Here is a 21,979-nt window from a genome sequence, read left to right on the forward strand (position 1 = left end):
GCCCGGCCCGTGAGTTCGCCTGACTCCCTGCAGGGCTTGCGCCAGGCGGCGGAAGCCGGAGACACAGGCGCCATGGTCAGCCTGGCATGGCGCCTGTTCCAGGCCCAGGGTGTCCATAACGACGATGAGGCTGCCGTTCGCTGGTTCCGGGCAGCCGCCGATCGAGGCAGCGGGGCAGGCATGTACGGGCTGGCGCCGTCTTTGCGGGGGCACTGGGAGACTTGGGCACTGCATACCATCGTCAGCAGAAGCTCGGACAGGCGCGCATGCACCTGGCGGCACAGATCGCCTTGCTGGAATCCCTGCCTGGCACCACGGCTGAGACGCTGGCCGCCGCACTCGACTACCTCGGGGAGGTCGATTCGGAGGACGGCCGCCTGGACGAGGCTGAAGCAGGATTTCGCCGCGCGCTGGCACTGCGGATGAAGTCGACGGGAGAGATGGACAACGGCGTGGCGGAGAGTCACGCTTCCTTGTCCCGCTTGTACGTTTCACGCGATCAGATGGCGCGGGCCGAATTCCACATTCGCAAGGTGGTTGCGATACGGGAACAATTGTTCGGCGCAGCCTCGAGCCAGGCGTCCCACAGCCGCGCTGCGCTGGCCCAGTTGCTGTACGAGTCGGGCAAGTACGGGGAAGCGCAGCCCTTGTTCGAGGAAGCCTTGGCGCTGATCGAGGAGCAACTCGGCAAGGAACATCCGCACATCCTGAACGACCTGAACAACCTGGCCTACAACGAGCGCGCCCAGCGCCGGCACGAGCAGGCGCTGACCACGTTCCGGCGCGTGCTGGCCGTGCGTGAGGCGGATTTCGGCGACCGTGCCCACCACTCGGTGGCGAGCGCCCTTACCGGCCTTGGCGCGGCGCTCGTCGAGGCCGGTCAGTTGCGGGAAGCCGAGGCCAGGCTGCTGGCGGGACTGGCGATGCGCGAACAGCTGCTGGGGCCCGACCATGTCGACCTTGCCTACAGCATGACCGAGCTGGGCAGGCTTTATATCGCGCAAGGCCGGCATGCCGACGCAGACAAGGCGCTGCTGCGGGCCTTGAGGATCATCGAGGCCGCCATCGGCAAGGACCATTCGGAAGTTGCCGCGGTACTCTATGAGCAAGGTCGTAGCCTGCAGGCGCAGGGCCGCGCGAGCGAAGCGGCGGCAAGCTGGAAGCGCGCACTGGCGATCCGCTTGCGCGCGCGTCCAGGCCACCCGGCAACCAGGGAAACCGTGGAGCTGTTAAGCAGCCTGTACCGCAAGGCAGGCGATGCGCGGGCTGCCGAAAAAGTGGAAGCCGACATGGCCGCGGCAGCACGGGAAGCGTCCGCCTCTGGCGCTGCTGCGGTGCCGGGCACCTGATTACTGGCGCAGCAGGCGCCGGATCGTCGCCGCCAGCTCCTCGGCCGAGAACTTGGCCACATAGGCGTCGGCCTGGACGTTCTTGACGTGCTCTTCGTTCGTGGTGCCGGACAGCGAGGAGTGGATGATCACCGGCAGGCCACCGAAGCGGCCGCTCTTCTTGATGCTGCGGGTCAGCGTGAAGCCGTCCATTTCCGGCATCTCCAGGTCGGTCAGCACTAGCGCGATCTTGTCGTGCACGGTCTTGCCTTCGGCTTCGGCGGCATTCGCGATGCTGCCCAACTGGTCCCAGGCTTCCTTGCCGCTCTTGACCATGATGAAGGGCAGGCCCATGGCTTCCAGGCCCTGTTCGATCAGCGCGCGCGCCACCACCGAGTCGTCCGCGGCCAGCACCACCGAACCGGGCTTGATCTGGATCTTGGCGCCAACGGTCCGTTGGTTGATCTCGGGGCCGGAATCGGGATTCATGTTGCGCAGGATGGTTTCCACGTCCAGCACCTGGGCCAGGCGGCTGGGCTGGCCGTTTTCCTCGGGCAGGCGGGCGATGCTGGTCACCATGCCGCTGCCGGCGGCGCGCTCGGCCGACATCACCTGGTTCCAGTCCAGGCGCACGATTTCCTCGACGCTCTCCACTGCGAAGGCCTGGGTGCAGCGGGCGAACTCCGTCACCAGCATGATGTTCAGGCCGGTCTTCGGCTTGACGCCGGCGATCGCGGGCAGGTCCAGCACCTGGATGATCTGGCCACGCAGGTTCACCACGCCGAGCATGTGGGGCATTGAGCCGGCCACGGCGGTAATCTCGGGCATCGCCACGATTTCGCGGATCTTGAACACGTTGATGCCGAAGAGCTCGCTGCGCTCGCCGTTCTCGTCGCCACCGAGGCGGAACAGGAGGAGCTCGAATTTATTGGTGCCGGTAAGATTGCTGCGCTCGTCGACTTCCTGCTGAACCGATTTCATATTCCGCCATGAGAAAAATAGTGCTGATAGGCAAGCATTTTACGTGGGAAACATCCTCGACCGTAAAGACTGCCGCAAATCAGTTGTGGTTTTCTACCTGGACACAGCTGGAAAACAACAAACCGGCTCCACGTCGGCCCCACGTCAACGTGCCGGCTCGGGCGCGGCGCTCCGCGCCGCGGCATTGCGGTCGGGCGCGACGAAGGCCAGTCCTTCCTCGAACGAGCGCAGGATCATGTCGACATGGGCTTCGACCAGCGCCCGCTTGGGCAGCTGTTCGTCATAGGGCAGCAGCACGGTGACCATCAGCGCTCCCGGCAGGGCGGCGCGCAATTCGGCCACGGCGGCGCGCCAGGCTTCGAGATTGTCCTGGCGCGGATAGGTGATGAAGACGGTCGACACCAGCTCCGGCGTAGCGTCGTCCGGGCGCTCGAGCGGGCTGCCCGCCACCAGGCTGCGGGCATCGACGTCGCCCTCGCGCAGCGCGCGCACCAGCAGTTCGGTGAGGAACTCGTCGCGCTCGGACGACAGCCCGGCGCACAGCACGATCGAGCCGGTCGGCACGTCGAGCGAGCCCTGCCAGCGGCCGAAACGCGCCTCGCGCGTCTGCCGCAGGTGGGCGCCGATGTTGGCATCGAGCAGCGGCACGGGTTTGCGGCGTCCGCGCGCACGGTTGTCCGAAGCCGAAGCCACGGTGTCGGCAATGTTGGCGATGACGGCGCGCATGCGCGTCTCCTGCGCCTTGTCGATGGCGCCGGTGCCCAGGTCGGACACCGCCATGCGCAGGCCGGGCAGCAGCACGTGGTCGCAATAGCGTGCGAAGCTGTAACGGCGCACGTAGGCGCGCGCATCCTTGGTCAGCTCGTCGGCCTCGCCGGCCAGTACGCGCTGGTGGAAGCGCTCGGCATCGGACATATTGGGGGCGTCGCCCAGCAGGATGGTGATCGGAGCCAGGGGCCGCACGTGGCGGCCGGCCACCACCAGGCACAGGGTCAGGGGAGTCGACAGCAGCAGGCCGACCGGCCCCCACAAGGCGCCCCAGAACAGGGCCGAGACGATCACCGCCAGCGGCGACAGGCCGGAACTGTGGCCGTACACCTTCGGCTCGATGAAGTTGGCCAGCACCAGCTCGAAGGCCAGGAAGATCGCCATGCAGGTCATCGCCAGCGACCAGCCCGGGTCGATGGCGGCGACGAACACGGCGATGATCGTGCCGGCCAGCAGGACGCCCAGGTAGGGCACGAAGCGCAGCACGCCGCTCAGCACGCCCCACAGGATGGCGTGCGGGATGCCGGCCAGCCAGAGCGACACGCCGATCACCACGCCGAAGGTGAAGTTCACGATGAACTGCGAGAAGAAGAAGCGCGACACGCCCTGGGCGGCGTCGCCCAGCGTGCGGATGGTGCGGCTGACCTCGGCCTGGCCGGCCAGGCGCACCAGCCGGTCGCGCAGCGAGCCTTGCTCGAGCAGGATGAAGACGAGCAGGATCAGCACCACGCCGGCTTCGCCGATCGGGCCCCAGACCATGTTGATGACCCGCCCCAGCGTGTCCTGCATGGTGCGCGGGGTGCGCACTTCCACCGGCAGCGGCTGGTTCGGAGTGACCACCAGGTTGCCGCGCCGCACCCGCGCCGCTTCCGCGGCGGGCACCGGCGCCACCGCGCTCAGCTCGGCCTCGATACGGGAGATCGGACGCTCGACCATCTCGCGCACGTTGGCCACCTTGGTCTTGATCGCCTTGCGGTACTGCGGCAGGTCGCGCGTGATCGTCACCAGCTGGTCGAACAGGATGGCGCCGACGGCGCCCACGCCGGTGGCGACCAGGGCGACCGCGAGCAGCACGGCCGGCATGCGCGCCAGCCCGACCCGCGTCATGCTGCGCACCAGGGGCGCCAGCACCAGGCTCAGGATCAGGGCCAGGGCCAGCGGCTCGAGCACTTCACGGCCAAAATACAGGAGGGCGACGACGCAGGTGGCGCTGACGACGGTGCCCGCCGTCAGGCGCAGGGTGGGTGGCAGGACATTCATGCGGGTCGTCGTCGGCTCATCGGAATGGAAACCGGCTATGTATAAAGGAAAATCCCGCGTTCGCCAAGTGCCTGTCCGCTATTTCGGTCGCCGCGCCAAGCCTGTGCGCGACCGTTCGACGGCGCCCGCGCCTGCTTGACATCCGATCGCCGATTCATGAACCTTGACCGATTGCTGCTCCGGCCCGTGGGTTGGCCCGGCGGCAAGCTTGTCGACCAAGGGGAGCAAGATCATGAACACCACACCGGACGCCTCACGCTGTTTGCTGGCTGCCCTGACCGCGCTGGCCCTGGGCGGCTGCGGCGCGCCGCATGGCGGCCCAGCTGCCGTCGACGCTGCGCGCTCCGGTCCGTTCTACGGGCTGGAAGCGGCAAGCGGCGGCAACACCGCCGGCAGCGCGACGGGCCATTCCGACGAAGACGCGATGTGCGCCATGCACCGCGACATGGACGCTGCGCCCGTGCAGCGGGACATGCACGGCTTGTCGCCCGACCAGCGCCGCGAACGGATGGAGGAGATGCGCCGGCACTGCAGGTAGCAGGCCGGCGCAGAGGGCAGCGCGGCGCCGCGGCGGCGCCCGCCTGGGCGTACGCTATGTGCTGGACGCGCCCGCTTTGCGGCGGCGCAGCGCGCTCAGGCCGGCCAGGGCCGCGCCCACCAGCCAGATCGAACCGGGTTCGGGCACGTCGGCGGGGGCCGGAAGGCTGACGTTGAGCAGGTCGAAGGCCCAGGAAGCGTTGCGCTTGACGTCCATCTCATCCACGAAACCGTTGCGGAAGTTCCGGTACTGGGCGTCCTGGTAATAAAAGCCATCCGCCAGGTAGCTGCTGACGTGGTAATTATTGTATTGCTGGAGCGAGGCGGTATAGGTGCCGGGCGCCAGCTCGATGCTGAGATTGATGTCCCAGCATTGGCGGGTGAGGGCGTCGGCGGCGACCTTGCGGCAACCGCCGTCGTCCTGTTCGGCCACCAGTTGCCCGGCGGCGTCGAACAGCGCCACGATGGGGTCGAAGCCGCCGCGCGCGATGGTCTCGCCCGCGGCGTTGATGCCGCCCGCGTACGACCAGGTGCGCAGGCCGACGGTCGACAGGGTGTCGACGGTGAACTGGAACAGCTTGACGTCGTTATCGTAGGTAAATTCCCCGGTGTAGGAGATATTCGCGGCGCTGGCGGACGACACGCAGGCGCACAGGGCCAGCAGAAGGGCGATCGGTTTGATGCTCATGTTCATGGGTGAGGTGTCTCAGGATCAGGGTAAGGGAAAGTCCGCTGCGGCGGCCGTCGTGGCCGCCGCAGCCATCGGGGGAATGCTTGGGCGCTCTTAGTTCAGGCCGCCGCCAATGACCGTGAGCTTGCTGAAGCTCGCGGACTGGGCGGCGGTGTTGCTGCCCGAGGAGACCGCCATACCGACATACAGGGTCGGTGCGCTGACGTTGACGCTGGTCGCCTCGGTCCAGGCGAGGCCGTCGCGCGACGCCGCCGAGTACAGGGCGTTGCCGCGGCGTTCGATGCGCACCCAGACCGGCAGGGTCGTCGTCGAATAGCCGGACAGGACCGACTTGTTGTCGCCGTTGATGGCGCGGCGGATCTCGCCGGTGCTGGCGTAGCGCGCCGTCCACGCATAGGTCCCCTGGCCGCTCACCGAATCGGTCGCCAGCAGGCCGGCGCGGGCCCCGCTGGCGCTGCCGCCCTGGGTCAGCATCTTCGCCGTCATCACGAAGTCGCCCGTCAGCGGCATGTACTTGAAGAAGAAGTTATAGCTGGTGGAGGTCGAGATGTTGCCGCCGCCGGTGATGGTATGTACGCCGTTGAGCAGCGAGCTCGCCACCGGCGCCGTCACGGCCGGGTTCATCACGCCTTGTCCGACGCCGGTATTGCAGTTGAAAAGGGCCGTGCAGACGGGGGCGGTGACTGGCGGCTGCGGATCGGTCGGCGTCGGATCGGTCGGTGTCGGGTCGGTCGGTGCGGTGCTGCCGGCCGCGGTGCAGGTGGCATCGGTGCCGGGGTTGTTGACGCGTCCAGCCCCCGCATTGTTCTTCACGAACACGCAGGCCTGGTCGGCCGGCAGGGCGCTGTAGTTGTAGGGCGGCGTCCAACGGGTGAGGCGAGGCAGGCCGGTGGCCGCCATCAGGCTGGCCGAAATGTCGATCGCCCCGCCGACCCAGGGCTTGGTTTCGTCGCCCTTGTCGTTGATGAACAGTTCACCCGAGGCGCGGTAGCTGATCGCGTCCTTGCCGCTGGAGACCTTGCCGCCCACCTGCGAGGGCTTCAGGTTCGTGAACAGATAATAGTTGTTCTCGGACAGCACGTCGGATTGGTAGCGCACGTCCAGGCCGCCTGCGAACTTCATGTCCGGATCGGCCGGATTGGTGTCGCCCTCGAGCAGGTTATTAAAGGTGTGCAGCTGGCCGAAGCGCACCAGCGGCAGGCGGCTCGCGGTCCCGTGCCAGTGCAGTCCGGTGAAGGTGACGTGCAGGCGTCCGGCATCGCTCCAGGCGCGGCCGCTGTCGCCGTTGCCGACCAGGGTGGTCTTGCCGTGCCTGGTGAACTTGCTGTTCGACAGGGTCACATAATCGGAGCCGCGTACGATGTCGAGCGCGCCGTCGTGCCGGGTGTCGCTGGCCAGGCGGTCGGGCGTGTCGCCGTCGCTGATGGTGACGTGGTCGACCCAGATGTTCTGCGCACGCGAGATCGTCACGCCGTCGGCATAGGCATTGGCCGAATCCTCGGGGTTGACGTCCCAGGGCGTGTCGAGCGCGATGTTGCGGATGATGACGTTGCGGGTCCAGGTCGGGAACAGGTCGCCATCCTTGCCGGCCGCGATCCAGGCCTTGAAATCGGCTTCCGGGTCGCCGCCCGGGCTCGCCGGCAGTTCGCCGCCGATCAGGAGCGTGGTGCCGGTGATGCGCGCGGCGCGGCCCTGGGCGTCGTTGATGCCGACCAGGGTGGTGTTCGACGGGATGCTGATCGAGCCGCCGAATTTCTGGTCGTTGTAGCTTTCGTATTCCTTGAAGACGGTGTTGTTGGCGCTCATTCGCAAGTCGATGTGGCCGACGATCCGGATGATCTTGGGCGCCAGCCCCGCTTCGTTCAGCGCGGCGACCAGTTGCTGGCCGTTGTAGACCGTGTAGATGTGCTGGGGCGCGGCATTGCGCCCGCCCGTGACGACGACTTTCTGGTGCGCGCCGCCGCTGCGCTTGTAGCTGTGCCAGCCGCTATCGGGCGCCGCCTCGCATTCGAACGTCAAGACCCCGCCCGTCGGGTCGGTAGTGGCGAACTGCCAGTTCGGCAGCACCGGCGCCGCGCGGTAGTTGGCCGGCGAGTGCTTGCCGCCGACCAGCACCGGCAGCCCCGGCCTGCGGGTGCCGTAGCTGCCCAGCTGGAGCGGCGTGGATGCGCCGGTCAGGCTCTGGGCGTCAATGTCGTTCAGGGTCAGCGCCGGGCAGCCGGTAGCGGCCGAGGCGCTGGACACGACCAGGGAAGAGGTTTTCGACATCGGCATCGACGCCGTTTCGGGTTCGCCGCCGCCACAGGCGCTCAGCACCAGGCCGACCGTGGCGGCAAGGGTGGTACGTTGCAAGCTTTGAATCATCTTCTCGTCTCCAAAGTGTTATTTTTGACTACGAAACTGCTCAGGCCAATTTTGTATTGCACATACCACGATAGATACTGGTCTGACCAATTAATGAAATGGTATAGGCACTTTGCGAGCTCGTCCATTACTTTCGTATTGACGAGCTGCTATCGGTGGAGTGCGCGCAGGCGCGCGGCGGGGGAAGCGAGATGGGAGGGGGGACGTGTGCCCCGGCGCCGGCCGCGCCGGGGGCTGCGGTTTACTTTGCCTTGCGCGAGGACCAGTGCACGTGCACGATCTTCCAGTCGTCGCCCTGCTTTTCGAGCACCATGGTGCCGGTGCCGAAGGCATGTACCGGCTTGCCGCGCGACGTACCCGTGGTCTCGGTTTCCTCCCAGACGACGGCGGTGTTGCCGTCGATGCGCTCGCTCTGCTTCAGGACCTTGCGAGTCGAACTCTGTGCAAACGCGATGTCGCCGCCAAGATGCTCTCTCGCGTACTCGTCGCGCGAGCGCTCGACGTGGCCGGCTTCGTAGATGGCCACCGCGGGCGACAGCAGGGCGAGCGCCGCCACCCTGTCGCCGCCGGCGAGCGCGTTGTGGAAAGCGGCGACGGTGTGCGCCGGCGAGGCCGCCAGGCTGGCCGGGTGGACGCCGGCCAGCGCCGCCGCGAGGACGGATGCTGCCAATGACTGCTTGAACATGGGTACTCTCTGTGGTTGTGGCGGGCCGCAGCGGCTTACTGCGCCTTCTGCATCTGGACGATGGTGATCGCGCCGTTCTGGCGCTCGGCGGCGAACATCACCTTGTCGCCCACTTGCACCCCGTCGAGCATCGCCGGGTCCTGCACCCGCAGGACCATCGTCATCGCGGCCATGGCGAGGTTCCTGATTTCGCCGTGGCGCAGGGTGATCTTGCCGGTCTCCTTGTCGATCTTCCTCACCTCGCCCTCGGTCAGGCTGGCCTGCGCCGTGACCGCACCGTGGGCGCCGTGGTCGTCATGGCCGGCGTGCTGCTGGTCCTGGCTTGACGCCAGCGCCGCGGCGCCGGCCATCAGGATCGCGAGGGTAGGTCGTACGAATGCTTTCATGCTGTGTCTCTCCTTGTTTGTTGGTGTGTTTGTAGTGGAAAACCGTCAGTGATGGCCCTGGTGACCGGTGGGCTTGCGCACCGTGACTTCGACCTCGGGACCCTTGCCGGCGGCCGGCATGGCCCGGCCGCCGGCCGACTGGCTGCGCAGCGCCGCGGGCGGCGCGCCCTGCCACTCAAAGGCGACCGTGCCGGGCGGATGCTTGTACCAGCCCGGATCCTTGTAGTCGCCGGCTCGCTGGTCCTTGCGCACCTTGAGCACGGTGAACATGCCGCCCATCTCGACGCCGCCGAAGGGCCCCTGGCCGCTCATCATCGGCAGGGTGTTGTCGGGCAGGGCCATCTCCATGTCGCCCATCGAGCCGCCTTTATCGCCCATCACCATGTAGTCGGGTACCAGCTTGCTGATCTTCTCGGCCACGCCGCGGTGGTCGACGCCGATCAGGGTCGGCACGTCGTGGCCCATGGCGTTCATGGTGTGGTGCGACTTGTGGCAGTGGAAGGCCCAGTCGCCAGGCTCGTCGGCAATGAACTCGATGGCGCGCATCTGGCCGACGCCGACGTCGGTCGTCACTTCCGGCCAGCGCGACTCGGGCCGGGTCCAGCCGCCGTCGGTGCCGGTCACCTCGAACTCGTGGCCGTGCAGGTGGATCGGGTGGTTGGTCATGGTCAGGTTGCCGACGCGGATGCGCACCCGGTCGTTCAGGCGCACGTTCATCGTGTCGATGCCGGGGAAGGCGCGGCTGTTGAAGGTCCACAGGTTGAAGTCCAGCATCTCGTTGACGCGCGGCGTATAGCTGCCCGGCTCGATGTCGTAGGCGTTGAGCAGGAAAACGAAGTCGCGGTCGACCCGGTGCTGGGCCGGGTTCTTCGGATGCGTGACCCAGAAGCCCATCATGCCCATCGCCATCTGCACCATCTCGTCCGCATGCGGGTGGTACATGAAAGTGCCTGGACGCCGCGCCACGAATTCGTAGACGAAGGTCTTGCCCGGCTGGATGCCCGGCTGCGTCAGGCCGGTGACGCCGTCCATGCCGTTCGGCAGGCGCTGGCCGTGCCAGTGGATGCTGGTGTGCTCCGGCAGCCGGTTGGTGACGAAAATACGCACCCGGTCGCCCTCGACCACTTCGATGGTCGGGCCCGGGCTCTGGCCGTTGTAGCCCCACAGGTTGGCCTTCATGCCGGGGGCGATCTCGCGCACCACGGGTTCGGCGATCAGGTGGAACTCCTTGACCCCATTGTTCATGCGCCAGGGCAGCGACCAGCCGTTCAGGGTCACCACCGGGTGGTACGGGCGGCCGTTCGGCGGCGGCGGCGGCGGTTGCGTGGCTGCCGTGGCCATCATGGGCGCCTCGGGCAGGGTGGCGGCGCCTGCGCGGCTCACCAGGCCGGCACCGACCAGCGCCGCGGCGCCGGTGAAGAAATCTCGACGAGAGCTCATTTTCTATTCCTTGTCAGTGTGCGGGCGCCGCTTCGGCGGCGGCGCCGGCGCTCAGCGCAACGGTCGACCCGCCGCTGCCGTTGATGGCGGCCTGCAGGTCGGTTTCGGCGATCCAGAAGTCGCGCTGGGCGGCAATCGCCGTATTCACGCCGGTGATCTGGGCGCGCGCATCGGCCAGCAGTTCGAACACGCTCATCAGCATGCCGTTATAGCGAAGCAGGGTCTCTTCCGAGATCTTTTTCTGCAGCGGAACGACCTCGTCGCGGTAGTGCCGCGCCAGGTCATAGGTGGTGCGGTAGGCCGACCAGGCTTCGCGCACCTGCGAACGGGCGTTGACGGCGGTGTGGGCGGTGCGGTGGACCGCCCCCATGTAGAGCGACTCGGCCTTGGCGACCCGCGCTCCACCCCAGTCGAACAGCGGAATGGCCAGTTCGATCTCGTAGCCGTTCTCGCGCGGGGCGCCGCTCTTGCTCGCGTTGACGTAGCCGGCCTCGAGCACGTTGACCACGCCCGTCGCGCGGGTCAGTCCCAGCGCGCGCGCGGTGGATGCGGTCTCCAGCCTGGCCAGCTGGACGTCGAGCCGCTGCTGCATCGCCAGCGTCTCCACGTCGCGCTCGTCGCGCGGGGCCGCCGGCAGATCGGGGAGCCTGTCCGGCAACGTGAACGCGGTCTGCGCACCCCATACGCCCATCAGGCGGGCCAATTGTTCGCGCGCGGCGGTCGCATGGTGGCGGGCGCGCGCCAGCTGGGCCGTGGATTCGGCGGAAAACACCTGTTCGCGCGCCTGGTCCAGTGCGCTGAGGTTGCCCGCCCTGGCCATGCGCTGGGCCAGTTGGGCGCTGGCCTGCGCGGCTTCACGCACCTGTTCGGCATAGTGCGCCGACTGGGCCGCCGCAACGGCGTTGAACCACGCCTTGCGGGTGTCGGCCGCCAGGCGTACGGCGTCGGCCGCGGCAAGCAGCTGCGCGCCCTGGAAGCGGCGCGCCTCGATGTCGCGGCGGATCGGCATGGTCAAGAGGCCGACCAGGTCGAACATCACGCTGCGTTCGATCTCCGTCTCGCCGCCGCCGGACATGCGGCTGAAGCTGAAGCCGGGGTTGGCCATGCGTCCCGCCTGGACCAGGTCGGCCTCGGCAACGCCCAGGGCCGCGAGCGAGGCGCGCAGGCCGCGATTGTTGAGCAGGGCGACCCGGACCGCGCCGTCGGCGCTCAGCGGCGCGCGCAGCAGGCGGTCGAGTTCGGCCTGGGACGACGAGATGTCCGCGCTTGCCTTGGGCAGCCGGACGTCCTGTCCCGTGCGCGCCGCGGTCATCGCGGATACGGCGTCCAGGCCGCCGTCCGGCGAGAAGCCGGCGCAGCCGCTCAGTACCAGCACAAGCACGCCGGCGGCGATGGCGCGCAGCATGGGTGGCGATGTCTGTATTGTCATTGTCTTGCCTTCGCTTGGTCTCAGTGATGCCGATGGGCGCCGTGTCCCGCCGCCGGCTTGGCCGGCTCGGCTGGTTTTGCCGGCGCGGCAGGGGCGCCGTGCGCGGGAGGCGAGCTCGGAGCCTGGGCAGCGTCGTGCCCGGCATGCGCCGGCCCGGCGCCGACCGCGTCGTTCATCTGGCGCCAGGTCTTGTCCGGAGTTGTGGTGCTATCGGGCAGCGCGCGGGAATAGTCCGACATCGCCGACTGGTACACGGCTTGGGGGACAGGCACCCCCGGGTCGCTTGGCTCGGGCGCACAGGATGCCTGCTGGGCATGCGCGGACGGCGCAGCCATCAGGACGCCGGCGGCGGCCATCAGGAACATGGGTTTCATGGTCAATCCTCGAAAATCGCTAAGGGGCCGCGCGTCGCACGCACGGTCGCTTGTGGAGCAGGCGCAGCGGTGCGGATGCACCGGCTGGCTCGGCTTCGGGTTCGATTACGCGGATTGGCGCCGGGGAGGTCGTTGCGGACCGTCGGGGATGAAGCCCGCGACCAGGGGCGAAGGCGACACGAGCACGGCGTCGGAACCGTCGAAGCTGGGGAGGGCGGAGAAAGCCGATGGCGGCGCTACCGCGCCGGCGCAGACTGCCGAGCAGGCGCTGCAGGACGAATGCGCCTTCTTCGCGATGCCGGATGCCGATGCATTGTCGTCGGCCGCCGCGCTTGCGTCGTGGGCCGCGTGGGCCGCATGCTCGCCGTCGTGATGCGCATGCGCGTCCGGGGCGTTCTGGTGATGCGCCATGGCGGCTGAGCTTGCCTCGTGTTGCCGGATGGGCGCGCAAGACATCCCGACGCTCGCAGCGACCGCATGCAGCGGCAGCATCAGCATCAGTAGCCAAACAATGAATGTCTTGACAGTGCGGTCCATAGGCGAGCGGAGTATAGCACGGCATAATGAACTGAAAAGCGGCTCAGGCTTGTCGAAGGTCAGGACGCGGGGCGCCACGACGGTGGCGAAACCGCTTGACCTTCCTACAATCGGAAGGTTTAGAGTGGGTTCAGCTAAACCTGGAGTCCTGACATGCATGTACGCGAGCGATCAAACGAGGCCATCCGCTACCCAAGCGGCGGCGCGGCCGTCCAGCTCCCTGCCGTGGCAAGGGGCGAACCTGCCTCGATGTCCCCGGCCGAAGCCCGGGCCAGCCGAGGCTGCCTGTTCTGCCGCTACCGCCGCCCACCCGCACCTGTACCCGCACCGGAACGGGAGATGCCCCATGCCTAGGCTGACCGTCCTTCCCCATCCGGAATGCGCACCCGGCGGCGCCGTGATCGACGCCGCCAGCGGGACCAGCATTTGCGACGTTCTGCTCGAGCACGGGGTGGAGATCCAGCACGCGTGCGGCAAGGTCGGCGCCTGCACGACCTGCCATGTCGTGGTGCGCGAGGGCTTCGCCTCGCTGAACGAAGCAAGCGAAGCCGAGGAAGACATGCTGGACCGCGCCTGGGGTGTCGAACAGCACTCGCGCCTGTCCTGCCAGGCCATCGTCGCCGATACCGAGCTGAGCGTCGAGATTCCGCGCTATTCGCTCAATCACGCCAAGGAAAAGCTGTAGCGCGGGCGGCGCCAATCTCCGTGGTCGGGCCGCCTGTCGCTGCAAACGGTACCCAACATGCGCAAGAACCTGAACTGTATCCTTGTCTACAAGGCGCTCGGGATTGCCGCGGCCGTGCGCCGGCGCGTTGTCGGCGCAACCGGGGAGGCGCGCCATGCATCCTGAGCTGCGCAAGGCCTACTAGGACGAGATGGCTGCGGCCCGGCATTGCTATCACGCGGGCAGCGAAGCGGCCGCGATGGCGCATCTCGAACGCGCCCACGTCCTGGGCCAGCGCCACGTCGCGCCGCACGTGAGGACGCACTACTGGATGCTCAAGATCGGCCTGCGCCGCGGCGCGCCGCGCCAGGTCTGGGGACAGCTGCTGCGTATCGTGCTGGGCGCGCTCGGGTCGGCGCTGGGTATCGTGCCGACCGGGAATACCGGCGGCACGGACATCGGCATGTTCCGGCGGTTGCCGCTCGACCCGGCACTGCGGCGCCTGCTCGACAAGTGAGCCGGTGCGCCGTCTATTGCCCGGGATCGGGCTTGACCCGCGCGTACTGGTAGTCCGCGGCAGAGCGCTCCAGCGCCAGGCCGAGCGTGTCCTTGAGCTCGTCGGGTGTGGCGCCCTCGGCCAGTTTGCGCTGGGCGAAGGTGTTACGCAAGGTGCGTCCGCCGGCACGGGACAGGTCGATGCCGGCGCGCTCGAACGTGGCCCGGACCTGCATGTAGACGGTCTTCTTGATCATCTTGCGTCCCTCGACATTGGCAGGGAAGACGAACTCGCCCGGAATGCCCATTGCCGCGCGCTCCTTCAGCCAGGCCTGCAGCTCGGCGGCGCCTTCGCGCGGGAGCAGAGCGACGTGCTCGTGGCTGGTCTCATGCTTCTGGCGCGGGGTGATGGTCAGCTCGATGGCGCCGTCGAGGTCGGCCTGCTGCCCGACCTCGCCCAGCAGCAGGCCGATCGTCTCGGCAACCCGCAGCCCGGCCAGCGCGATGGTGAGCTGCATGGCGCGGTCGCGCCGGCGCTTCCAGCCGTCGAAGGGCGTCACCCGGCGCACCCGTACCGGCGTCGAGGGCAGGGCGTCGAAGAAGCGGCGCAGCTGCTCGTCCGACAGGGCCCGCGTGGGCTCGTCCCGCAGGTAGTCGGCCGGCCTGGTGGCCAGGATCGCCTCGCGCGCCGGATTCGGCTCGGCTTCCAGGTGCTGGTAACAGCGCTCGAGCAGGCGCAGGTAACGGTGGGCGATCTTGCTGTTGATGATGCGCCCGTCTTCGTCGGCGCGGTCGATGAAGCGCCTGAGATCGGCCTGGTCGACCGTGGAGAAACGTTTCCCTTGTTCCGTCATCCAGTTGCAGAAGTTGCGAAACATGTAGGTGTAAATCGTGACGGACTGCTTCGACACCGTTTTGAGCTTGCCGTCGGCCGGCAGACGCTTGGCGGTGTCGGCGAAGTCGAGGCTGACGACGAAGGCTTCGAAGGCCTTGACGGGATTGTCGTCCCAGGATGAGAGCTTGGACATGATAGAAACGGAGATGGGCGTACGGGCACTATATCACTAAAATGTAACTAACCTACTGATGCAACCCATCAAACCGAAAACCAGCCACCAGCGACGGCGGCCGGGGCGGAGAGCGCCGACATGGGCGAAGCGGCTCCAACCGCGGGATGTCATTGCTTGCAGCTGAGATCGGGGACCGCGTCGGCAGGCAGTGCCGGAGCGCACAGCTAGCCCCTGGTAGGCATCGCAGCCGTGCCCGACATCGAGGCGAGCTCCGATCGCGGGCGCTACTGGCGACCGAACCCGACCCCAAGCCAGATCCTTACCGGTAGGCGTTATCTTTTCTGGTACACAAACGCTGGCAAGGCCTTCAGCGCCTCCTTCGTTGCGCCAGGCAAGCTCAACTGCTTATTCTGGACCTTGAACTGTGCCATCGGGATGGCAACGTCATGTTTGCCCATGCCCAGGAAGCCACCCACGCCGACAATCGCAAACGGGGCCGCAGGCGCGTTTCCCTTGCTTGGAGAAATGATCAGGTCGTCGATCTTGCCGATCCTTTCGTTCTTGTCGTTGACCACCGTCTTGCCGAGCAGGTCTCGCTGGGCGCTCCAGCCGACGACAATCGTTTCCATCTCGATCACGGTGACGCCGAGTGGCGCCCTGCCGGCGACCGGCGCGGCGGGGGCCTGCGCGCCGGACTGCGCCGGCGCCTGTGCCGATGCTGCGCCGACCCAGAGGGGTACGGCCGACATCGCCAAAACTGCAAGCATGCGTTTCATGACGCCTCCTTCGAGCTAACCAATGCAGTCCACTATAGGGGCGACGGTGCCGCGCACGTTACGGAGTCACGTCCGGGTTGACCTATCTCACGCCTGCGGCCTTGGGCATGCATGTCGATCGCGTGGCCGCGTCAGGCGCCACAGCTGGGTCGGCAGGGCGAGCGGCGCACGGACCGGCACGGCGGCCTCGCGGCCGAAGCTGCAGGCTCAGGCGCTCACACCCGAGGTGGATCGGTTTCGCGCGCGTACACCTTGTGCTGCGCCAGCGCCGCCTCGAACGCGTCCAGCCCCGCCGCCAGTTCTCCGGTGTCCGCCTGGATCAGGCCGGGATCGGGCGCGCCGTCGGGCAGTGTGGTCGGCAGGTTTGCCGCCGCCACCAACTGGCGTCCGGCGCCCAGCGCCAGGATAGGCTTGTCGTGGCGGTAGGCGTCGCGCAGGAACTCGAGCACCCGGCCGTCGCGCGCGAGGGCGGCGACCGAGGCGCTGCCCGGTGCGATGACCACCGCATCGTACATCACCGATGGCGTCGCCTCGACGGTCACCTCGATATCCAGCGCTTCGTCGTTGCTGCTGTGCGCTTCGCCCAGGCGCTGGCCGACGATGCGCGGCTGCGCGCCCGCCTCCAGCAGTGCGGCATAGATGCGCCTGGCGGCGACGCCGTTGACGCCGTTCGCGGCCAGGATCGCCACCCGGCGCGTGCGGATGCCGGTCTTGCCCGGATGCGCGAACAGCGACAGGGACGGCGAGAGCGGGTAGTCGGGCACCGGCGTGTCGTTCACGCGCGGCAGCGGCGGCGGCACCTCGATGCCCAGCTGCTCGGCCACGGCGGCAGCCAGGCCGTGGTCGACGTTGACCAGTCCGGCAACGATGCGCTTGCGGATTGCCGGCGTCTGCACGCGGGTCAGTTCGAAGCGGAAGGCATCGACGATGTGGCGCTGCTCGACCGGCGTCTGGCTTTTCCAGAACAGGCGTGCCTGGCCGTAATGCTCGGCGAACAGCTCGGGCTTGCCGCGCACCTTGCTGCCGTCGACGTGCTGCGGATAGCTGGTGAAGCCGCGCGAACCGGCCTGGAACGGGCAGCCGCCCGCCAGCGAATTCGGGTCGTACGACACGCGGCCGCGGTTGATGGCCTGGCGATGCATGCCGTCGCGCTGATTATTATGCACCTTGGCAACCGGGGAATTGATCGGGATCTCGTGGAAATTCGGACCGCCCAGGCGCGTGAGCTGGGTGTCGATGTACGAGTGGATGCGGCCCTGCATCAGCGGGTCGTTGGTGAAGTCGATGCCGGGCACCAGGTGCGCGAGGCAGAACGCCACCTGCTCGGTCTCTGCGAAGAAGTTGTCCGGATTGCGATCCAGCACCAGCTTGCCGACGGGGCGCACCGGCACCAGTTCCTCGGGCACGATCTTGGTGGGGTCGAGCACGTCGAACACACCGAATTGCGCGGCCTGCTCCTCGGTGAAGACCTGCAGGCCCAGTTCCCATTCAGGGAAGTTGCCGGACTCGATCGCTTCCCACAGGTCGCGCCGGTGGAAGTCCGGGTCGGCGCCGGCCACCTTGACGGCTTCGTCCCACACCAGGGAGTAGGTGCCCTGCAGCGGCGTCCAGTGGAACTTGCACAGGTGCGTCTCGCCTTTCGCATTGATCAGGCGAAAACTGTGCACGCCGAAGCCCTGCATCATGCGGAAGCTGCGCGGGATGGCCCGGTCGGACAGCACCCACATCAGCATGTGGAAGATCTCGGGCGACAGGCCGGCGAAGTCGTAGAAGGTGTCGTGCGCGCTGGACGCCTGCGTGATCTCGTTGTTCGGTTCCGGCTTGACGGCGTGGACCAGGTCCGGGAACTTCATCGCGTCCTGGATGAAGAACACGGGGATGTTGTTGCCGACTAAATCGAACACGCCTTCGTCCGTATAGAACTTGGTAGCGAAGCCGCGCACGTCGCGCGCCGTGTCCGCCGAGCCGCGCGAGCCCACCACGGTCGAGAAGCGCACGAACACGGGCGTACGCTTGCCGGCCTTGCAGAACAGGGAGGCGCGGGTGATGTCGGACAGGTCGCAGTAGTTCTCGAAATAGCCGTGCGCGGCGCTGCCGCGCGCATGCACGACGCGCTCGGGGATACGCTCGTGGTCGAAGTGCGTCATCTTTTCGCGGAAGATGAAGTCTTCCATTGCGGTCGGGCCGCGCAGGCCGATCTTCAGCGAATCCTGGTCCTGCGCCAGCGGCACGCCCTGGTTGGTCGTCAGGACCCGGTCGGTGTCGTCCACGCGCACGCGGTCGAGCGGTCCATTGAGCGGGTTCTGGCCTAATGCCAGTCAGTTAGCGATCATTGTAGGGTGGGCGGGTTCCCCGCCCACGCGGTGATAGTTGTGACATGAACAGTCGAACAGGCTGCAGTACTTTGATTTGAACGCGTGGGCGGGAGACCCGCCCACCCTACGCATGAGCACTGACTCTTAAGTGACCGGCATTAGGTTCTGGCCGACCAGCGGACGGCCGGCCCCGACCTTGGGCGAGGCGATGTCCTCGGTGGTGGTGCTGGCCGTGGCCAGCGGCGACGCCGGCGTGCGCGTCTCGCCACGCGGCGGATCGAATGCGGCCTCGCCATACTCGGACGGCTTGGTCTCGTTGAACGGCATCGCCGCCGCGAGGTCGTGCTGTTCGCTGACCTTGTCAAGCAGGCGCTCGCTCTCGGGCGTGTCCGCGCCCAGGGACGCGGGCGGTGTCGGGTCGGAAGGACCTCCCACGGTGCTGAGAACGGAGCCTGCGCCGTCGAACGGCTCGTTGTCGTTGCTGGCCATACATCACCTCGTCGTCGGTTGTATGACGCGCACATCGCGCGCCCTACGGACGAGTCTGCTTTACATTTCGCCACCAGCGTTGATCTGCCACATACAGCATGGGGGACTTCGGGATGGGTATCGGTTCGCTCTCCCGCCAAAAAAGTAACTAACGAACGAGTTCCACCCAACAAACAAAAACCAGCCACCAGTGGCCCGGGCGAGGAACGCGGCGCCCGCATCGGGTACTGGCCGGCGCGCTCCCTGACGGCTTGGACATGTGCGCCGCGTCCGACCTCAGTGGACGAGCGCCTGCCCGGTGGGCCCTAGCGTGTCCAGCTCCTCCTTGCGGTGCGCGAGGCGATACAGGAGCGGGAGCACCAGCAGGGTGAGGGCGGTCGAGGACAGGATGCCGCCGATCACGACCGTGGCCAGGGGGCGCTGCACTTCCGCTCCGGTGCCGGTGGCGACCGCCATCGGGGCAAAGCCGAGCGAGGCCACCAGTGCCGTCATCAGGACCGGGCGCAAGCGCGTCAGTGCCCCTTGCCGCAGCGCCTGGTCGAGCCCCATGCCTTCCTCGCGCAAGCTGCGGATGCTGGCGATCAGCACCAGGCCGTTGAGCACCGCCACCCCGGACAGCGCGATGAAGCCGACCGCGGCGGAGATCGATAGCGGAATCCCGCGCATGGCCAGCGCGGCGACGCCACCGGTCAGGGCGAACGGAATGCCGGTGAAGACCAGCAGCCCGTCCTTGATGTTATTGAACATCATGAACAGCAGGGTGAGCACGATGAACAGGGCAAGCGGGACGACCAGCTGCAGCCGTTTGGTCGCCGACTGCAGTTGTTCGAAGCTGCCGCCCCAGGCCGTCCAGTAACCGGGCGGGACCTTCACCTGTGCGTCGATCGCGGCCGCGGCTTCGTCGACGAAGCCGCCGATGTCGCGGCCGCGCACATTGGCGCTCACCACGATGCGCCGCTTGCCGTTCTCGCGGCTGATCTGGTTCGGGCCGGACGCCAGTTCGAGGCTGGCCAGCTCGCCCAGGGGGATGTAGCCGGTGACGCGGCCGGCGGTGGCGGGAAGCGCAATCGGAAGCTGCCGCAGCGCCTCCAGGTCAGTACGCAGGTGTTCCGGCAGCCGCACCACGATGTCGAGGCGGCGGTCGCCTTCGAACATGGTGCCGGCGTCGCGCCCGCCAGTGGCGATGGCCACGGTTTCCTGGACGTTGGCGATGTTCAGGCCGAAGCGCGCCGTCTTCTCGCGGTCGATGTTCACGCTCAGTAGCGGCAGGCCGCCAGCCTGTTCGACCATGACTTCTTCGGCGCCCGGAATCCCTCCCAGCACGCGGGCAATCGCCTGGCCAGTGGTCTCCAGCACGTCCATATCGTCGCCATACACCTTGACGGCAAGGTCGCTCCTCACGCCGGAAATCAGCTCGTTGAAGCGCAGCTGGATCGGCTGCGAGAACTCATAGGCATTGCCGGCGTACTGGTTTGCTTCGGCTTCGATCGCCGCGATCAGCTCGGCGCGGCTGCGTTTCGGCGCCGGCCAGCCGGATTCGGGCTTGAGCATGATGTAGCTGTCCGACATGTTGGGCGGCATCGGATCGGAGGCGATCTCCGCCGTGCCGGTCCTGGAGAAGATCCGGTCGATTTCCGGGAATTTTGCCTTCAAGCCCGCTTCCAGCTCCTTCTGCATTCGCACCGACTGGCTCAGGCTGGTTCCGGGGATGCGTATCGACTGCAGCGCCAGGTCTCCCTCGTTTAGGCTCGGGATGAACTCGCTCCCCAAGCGGGTCGCCAGCAGGCCGGCCAGCATGACCAGGACCACGGCGCCGGCGATGACGGGAGCCGCATTGCCGAATACCTTGTCGAGCAGGGGCGCGTAGACGCGGCGTGCGGCGCCCATGATCCGTTTTTCCTTTTCCGCCACGCGCTTGCCGATGAACAGGGCCACCGCCGCCGGAATGAAGCTAATCGACAGCAGCATCGCGCCAAGCAGGGCGGCCACGACCGCGAACGCCATCGGATGGAACATCTTGCCTTCGACGCCGGAGAGGGCGAAGATCGGCAGGTACACCACCATGATGATCAATTGGCCAAACAGCAGGGGGCGGCGCGCTTCCTTTGCCGCCGCGAACACTTCATGGAAGCGCTCGTCCAGGGTCAGTTCACGCCGGCGCAGTTCCTGTGCGTGCGCGAGGCGGCGCACGCAGTTCTCGACGATCACGACGGCACCATCGACGATGATGCCGAAGTCCAGCGCCCCCAGGCTCATCAGGTTGGCACTGACGCGATAACTCGCCATGCCCGTGAAGGTAAACAGCATCGCCAGGGGGATGACGAGCGCGGTGATGATGGCGGCACGGATATTACCCAGGAACAGAAACAGGACGAGGATCACCAGGATCGCCCCCTCGAGCAGGTTGTTCCTGACCGTCTCGATCGCCTTTTCGACCAGCACCGTGCGGTCGTAGACGGGAATCGCCTTGACGCCGGCCGGCAGCGTACGATTGACCTCGACCATCTTCGCCGACACCGCCTGGGCGACGGCGCGGCTGTTTTCGCCGATCAGCATGAACACGGTGCCGAGCACCACCTCCTGCCCATTCTCGGTCGCGGCGCCGGTCCGCAGTTCGCGGCCGAGCTCGACCGTGGCGACGTCGCGCACCCGGACCGCCACGCCTGCGGCCGTGCCGACGATCGTGTTGCGCAGGTCGTCGAGGCTGCGCACCTGGCCCGGCGCCCGGATCAGGAGTTGTTCGCCGCTGCGCTCGATATAGCCGGCGCCGACGTTCGCGTTGTTGCGTTCGATGGCCGCTACGACGTCCGCCAGCGCCAGGCCATAGGAGCTGAGCCTGGCGGGATCGGGCGCGATCTGGTACTGCTTGGCAAAGCCGCCGATCGTGTTGATCTCGGTGACGCCGGACACCTGGCGCAGCTGCGGCTTGATGATCCAGTCCTGGATCTCGCGCAGGTCGGGGGGAGTGTAGGGTGTCCCGTCCGGCTTGGCGGCGCCCGGCTCGGTCTCGACCGTCCACAGGTAGATCTCTCCCAGGCCGGTCGAGATCGGACCCATGGCCGGCGCCACACCCGCAGGCAGTTGTTCCCGTGCTTCCTGGATCCGCTGGTTGACCAGTTGGCGGGCGAAATGGAGATCGGTGCCATCCTTGAAGACGACGGTCACCTGCGACAGGCCGTAGCGCGACAGCGAGCGGGTTTGCTGCAGTCCCGGCAGCCCGGCCATCCCATTTTCGATCGGGAAGGTGACGCGTTGCTCCACTTCGAGCGGCGAAAAGCCGGGGGCCGGGGTGTTGACCTGCACCTGCACGTTCGTGATGTCCGGGACGGCATCGATCGGCAGCTTCTGGTAGTGATAGATGCCCACCGCGGCCATGGCGAACACGGCGAGCATGACGAGCCATCGGCGCTCGATGGCAAAACGAATGATTCTTTCGAACATGGCGGTTTC

Annotated in this window: 19 protein-coding genes; 4 read left to right on the forward strand and 15 right to left on the reverse strand. The window is 67.2% G+C overall.

The window, feature by feature from the left end; genetic code table 11:
- Positions 1 to 212: 212 nt before the first annotated feature.
- Positions 213 to 1,349, forward strand: a complete 1,137-nt coding sequence (locus MasN3_RS13085; RefSeq protein ID WP_281914505.1) for a tetratricopeptide repeat protein — start codon at positions 213 to 215, stop codon at positions 1,347 to 1,349.
- On the opposite strand, the gene MasN3_RS13090 is transcribed toward MasN3_RS13085, so the two are convergent.
- Entirely contained in the window at positions 1,350 to 2,309 is a 960-nt protein-coding gene (locus MasN3_RS13090; RefSeq protein WP_281907615.1) for a chemotaxis protein, read from the reverse strand.
- Positions 2,310 to 2,453: 144 nt separating this feature from the next.
- The gene (locus MasN3_RS13095) at positions 2,454 to 4,337 is read right to left on the reverse strand and encodes an AI-2E family transporter (protein WP_281907617.1); all 1,884 of its coding nucleotides are present in this window, start codon (positions 4,335 to 4,337) and stop codon (positions 2,454 to 2,456) included.
- Between the two features lie 232 nt (positions 4,338 to 4,569).
- Between MasN3_RS13095 and MasN3_RS13100 the strand changes: the two genes are divergently transcribed.
- Positions 4,570 to 4,875 carry a hypothetical protein gene (locus MasN3_RS13100; RefSeq protein WP_281907620.1) on the forward strand — a complete coding sequence of 102 codons (306 nt, stop codon included), beginning with the start codon at positions 4,570 to 4,572 and terminating at the stop codon, positions 4,873 to 4,875.
- A 54-nt stretch (positions 4,876 to 4,929) separates the two neighbouring features.
- On the opposite strand, the gene MasN3_RS13105 is transcribed toward MasN3_RS13100, so the two are convergent.
- The 8 genes from MasN3_RS13105 to MasN3_RS13140 all read right to left on the reverse strand — a co-directional run bounded on the left by MasN3_RS13105 (position 4,930) and on the right by MasN3_RS13140 (position 12,780).
- Positions 4,930 to 5,562 carry a DVUA0089 family protein gene (locus tag MasN3_RS13105; protein ID WP_281907622.1) on the reverse strand — a complete coding sequence of 211 codons (633 nt, stop codon included), beginning with the start codon at positions 5,560 to 5,562 and terminating at the stop codon, positions 4,930 to 4,932.
- 96 nt (positions 5,563 to 5,658) lie between these two features.
- Positions 5,659 to 7,917 carry a pectate lyase family protein gene (locus tag MasN3_RS13110; protein WP_281907623.1) on the reverse strand — a complete coding sequence of 753 codons (2,259 nt, stop codon included), beginning with the start codon at positions 7,915 to 7,917 and terminating at the stop codon, positions 5,659 to 5,661.
- A 253-nt stretch (positions 7,918 to 8,170) separates the two neighbouring features.
- Complete coding sequence (locus MasN3_RS13115) at positions 8,171 to 8,614, reverse strand: YybH family protein (protein ID WP_281907624.1); 444 nt, start codon at positions 8,612 to 8,614, stop codon at positions 8,171 to 8,173.
- Positions 8,615 to 8,649: 35 nt separating this feature from the next.
- Positions 8,650 to 9,000 (reverse strand): copper-binding protein, encoded by a 351-nt coding sequence (locus MasN3_RS13120; RefSeq protein WP_281907625.1) that lies wholly within the window; start codon positions 8,998 to 9,000, stop codon positions 8,650 to 8,652.
- 45 nt (positions 9,001 to 9,045) lie between these two features.
- Complete coding sequence (locus tag MasN3_RS13125; protein ID WP_281907627.1) at positions 9,046 to 10,440, reverse strand: multicopper oxidase family protein; 1,395 nt, start codon at positions 10,438 to 10,440, stop codon at positions 9,046 to 9,048.
- Between the two features lie 13 nt (positions 10,441 to 10,453).
- Positions 10,454 to 11,869 (reverse strand): TolC family protein, encoded by a 1,416-nt coding sequence (locus tag MasN3_RS13130; protein WP_281907629.1) that lies wholly within the window; start codon positions 11,867 to 11,869, stop codon positions 10,454 to 10,456.
- Between the two features lie 20 nt (positions 11,870 to 11,889).
- On the reverse strand, positions 11,890 to 12,243 hold the full coding sequence (locus MasN3_RS13135; protein WP_281907631.1) for a hypothetical protein: 354 nt from the start codon (positions 12,241 to 12,243) through the stop codon (positions 11,890 to 11,892).
- Positions 12,244 to 12,348: 105 nt separating this feature from the next.
- A complete protein-coding gene (locus tag MasN3_RS13140; protein ID WP_281907632.1) occupies positions 12,349 to 12,780 on the reverse strand; it encodes a hypothetical protein in 432 nt (143 codons plus the stop codon).
- A gap of 346 nt (positions 12,781 to 13,126) precedes the next feature.
- On the opposite strand from MasN3_RS13140, the gene fdx reads away from it, so the two are divergent.
- Together fdx and MasN3_RS13150 are read left to right on the forward strand one after the other, a co-directional pair.
- Positions 13,127 to 13,465, forward strand: coding sequence for an ISC system 2Fe-2S type ferredoxin (gene fdx, locus MasN3_RS13145; RefSeq protein WP_281907634.1), 339 nt, complete (start codon positions 13,127 to 13,129; stop codon positions 13,463 to 13,465).
- A gap of 190 nt (positions 13,466 to 13,655) precedes the next feature.
- Positions 13,656 to 13,961, forward strand: coding sequence for a DUF3703 domain-containing protein (locus MasN3_RS13150; protein WP_281907635.1), 306 nt, complete (start codon positions 13,656 to 13,658; stop codon positions 13,959 to 13,961).
- Positions 13,962 to 13,974: 13 nt separating this feature from the next.
- Here MasN3_RS13150 and MasN3_RS13155 read toward each other — a convergent pair whose 3' ends face one another.
- From MasN3_RS13155 to MasN3_RS13175, 5 genes are all read right to left on the reverse strand, one after another.
- Positions 13,975 to 14,967, reverse strand: coding sequence for a site-specific integrase (locus tag MasN3_RS13155; protein ID WP_281907636.1), 993 nt, complete (start codon positions 14,965 to 14,967; stop codon positions 13,975 to 13,977).
- A gap of 314 nt (positions 14,968 to 15,281) precedes the next feature.
- Entirely contained in the window at positions 15,282 to 15,725 is a 444-nt protein-coding gene (locus MasN3_RS13160; protein WP_281907637.1) for a PRC-barrel domain-containing protein, read from the reverse strand.
- A 215-nt stretch (positions 15,726 to 15,940) separates the two neighbouring features.
- A complete protein-coding gene (locus tag MasN3_RS13165) occupies positions 15,941 to 17,995 on the reverse strand; it encodes a catalase (RefSeq protein ID WP_281907639.1) in 2,055 nt (684 codons plus the stop codon).
- Between the two features lie 189 nt (positions 17,996 to 18,184).
- On the reverse strand, positions 18,185 to 18,475 hold the full coding sequence (locus MasN3_RS13170) for a hypothetical protein (RefSeq protein ID WP_281907641.1): 291 nt from the start codon (positions 18,473 to 18,475) through the stop codon (positions 18,185 to 18,187).
- Positions 18,476 to 18,805: 330 nt separating this feature from the next.
- On the reverse strand, positions 18,806 to 21,970 hold the full coding sequence (locus MasN3_RS13175; RefSeq protein ID WP_281907642.1) for a CusA/CzcA family heavy metal efflux RND transporter: 3,165 nt from the start codon (positions 21,968 to 21,970) through the stop codon (positions 18,806 to 18,808).
- Positions 21,971 to 21,979 lie beyond the last annotated feature (9 nt).

Source organism: Massilia varians (assembly GCF_027923905.1).
Lineage (GTDB): Bacteria > Pseudomonadota > Gammaproteobacteria > Burkholderiales > Burkholderiaceae_D > Telluria > Telluria varians_B.